The following is a 1,709-nucleotide window of genomic DNA, read 5'->3' as shown; positions in this document are numbered from 1 at the left end:
CATGGATATCACCCCAGAGCGCAGCAAGCAGGTCGCGTTCACCGACCCGTACTACGCGAACTCTGCGGTAGTGATTGCGAAGAAAGGGGCTTATAAGTCTTTCGACGAACTGAAAGGCAAGCGCATCGGCATGGAAAACGGCACCACGCACCAGAAATATCTCCAGGACAAGCATCCTGAAGTGAAAACCGTGGCCTATGACAGCTACCAGAACGCAATTATCGACCTGAAAAATGGCCGTATCGATGGCGTATTTGGCGACACCGCGGTCGTGAATGAGTGGCTGAAAACCAATCCGCAGCTGGGTACAGCGACGGAGAAAGTGACCGATCCGCAATACTTTGGTACCGGCCTCGGCATCGCGGTACGTCCGGATAACAAAGCCCTGCTGGAAAAACTGAACGGCGCGCTGAAAGCGATCAAAGCTGACGGCACATACCAGATAATCAGCGAGCAGTGGTTCCCGCAGTAATCTCTTTTTGCCGGGTGGTCTGGCCTACGGGGGTGGTCTGTAGGCCGGGAAAGCGCAGCGCCACCCGGCAATTTCTCATAGCGGCACAAAGAACCTGAACCGCGCCCCGCTCACGGACTCCATCAGCCTGATCCCGCCACCGTGCAGCTCCAGCATTCTCTTCACGATTAACAGCCCTAATCCCCCACGGTTCTCCCGCGACGCCTGAGGATTTAACGCTGACGGTCGCTGGAACAAATCGTCGCGCAGCGAGGCATCTACGCCCGTACCATTGTCTGCCACTTCGACCTGAAGTCGTTCGTTCTCCTGCCAGACCGCCAGACGAATTTCTCCGCCGCTCGGCGTATGACGGATGGCGTTATCCAGAAGATTAGTGACCACGCGTTCGATCATCGACACGTCGGCGTTCACCAGCGGCAATCGCCCCGGCACATCAATACGCAGGTTCACCTCGCGCGTGCGGGCGGTAAGTTCAAACTTCTGCGCCACGTCGGAAATCAATTCAGCCATGGCAAAACGCTCGCGCTGGGGCTTGATGCCGCCGTGCTCAAGACGCGCCAGCTCGAACAGCTGCTGCGACAGATGGCGTACCTTTTGCCCCTGACGCAGCGCGGTAGCGAGGTACTGCTGATGCTCCTGCGGCGACAGCGTGGCGGATTTCAGCGACAGCGTTTCCAGATAACCCAGCAGCGACGTCAACGGGGTGCGTAAGTCGTGCGAAATGTTGGCGATAAACTCCCGGCGCTGGCGGTCGCTGTCGGCCAGCCGATCCCACTGAGAGGTGATTTTGCGCGCCAGCTCGATAAAGGTATTGCGCAGGATCGCCACTTCATCCAGGCCGGCAGGCTCGAGCGGCTGGGCCGCCAGCTGCTTAATCGCGCTGATGCTGTCCTGCTCCAGCCCGGCTACGTCCAGCGTGAGCTGTTTAACCGGGCGCGTCACCCAGTACCAGAGCAGCAGCCCGGCCAGCAGACCAAACAGCGCCACCAGCAGCATCGACCACAGCGCCGTACTCCAGAGCGCTTTGTGCCAGGCCATCTCCGCCAGCGCGTTGGACTCCTCCCCCTGCAAAATAATGTACAGATACCCCTTCAGCTCGCCGTCCTGTCGCAGCGGGGTGGCGCTGAAGACTTTCTTATTCTGGCTTCGGGGATCGTCGCCAAACACCGGCATCACCGTCCCGCTCAGGAAATTCTGTATCGGCGCGAGGTCAATTTTTTGCCGCTGAATGTGCCCC

General features: G+C 59.0%; 1 protein-coding gene and 1 pseudogene. One reads left to right on the top strand and one right to left on the bottom strand.

All coding sequences use genetic code 11. From position 1 onward, the window contains the following. Positions 1–472 (top strand): annotated as a pseudogene (artJ, locus tag HP459_RS22785) (ABC transporter substrate-binding protein ArtJ); the annotation flags it as partial. A gap of 75 nt (positions 473–547) precedes the next feature. Here artJ and HP459_RS22780 read toward each other — a convergent pair. Next, positions 548–1,709, bottom strand: a 1,162-nt coding sequence (locus HP459_RS22780; RefSeq protein WP_171936907.1) for a sensor histidine kinase KdpD, incomplete at its 5' end; no start/stop codon positions are given.

The sequence above is a fragment of the Enterobacter sp. CM29 genome (assembly GCF_013179605.1).
GTDB lineage: Bacteria > Pseudomonadota > Gammaproteobacteria > Enterobacterales > Enterobacteriaceae > Enterobacter > Enterobacter intestinihominis.
This window is presented reverse-complemented; position numbering and strand designations above follow the sequence as displayed.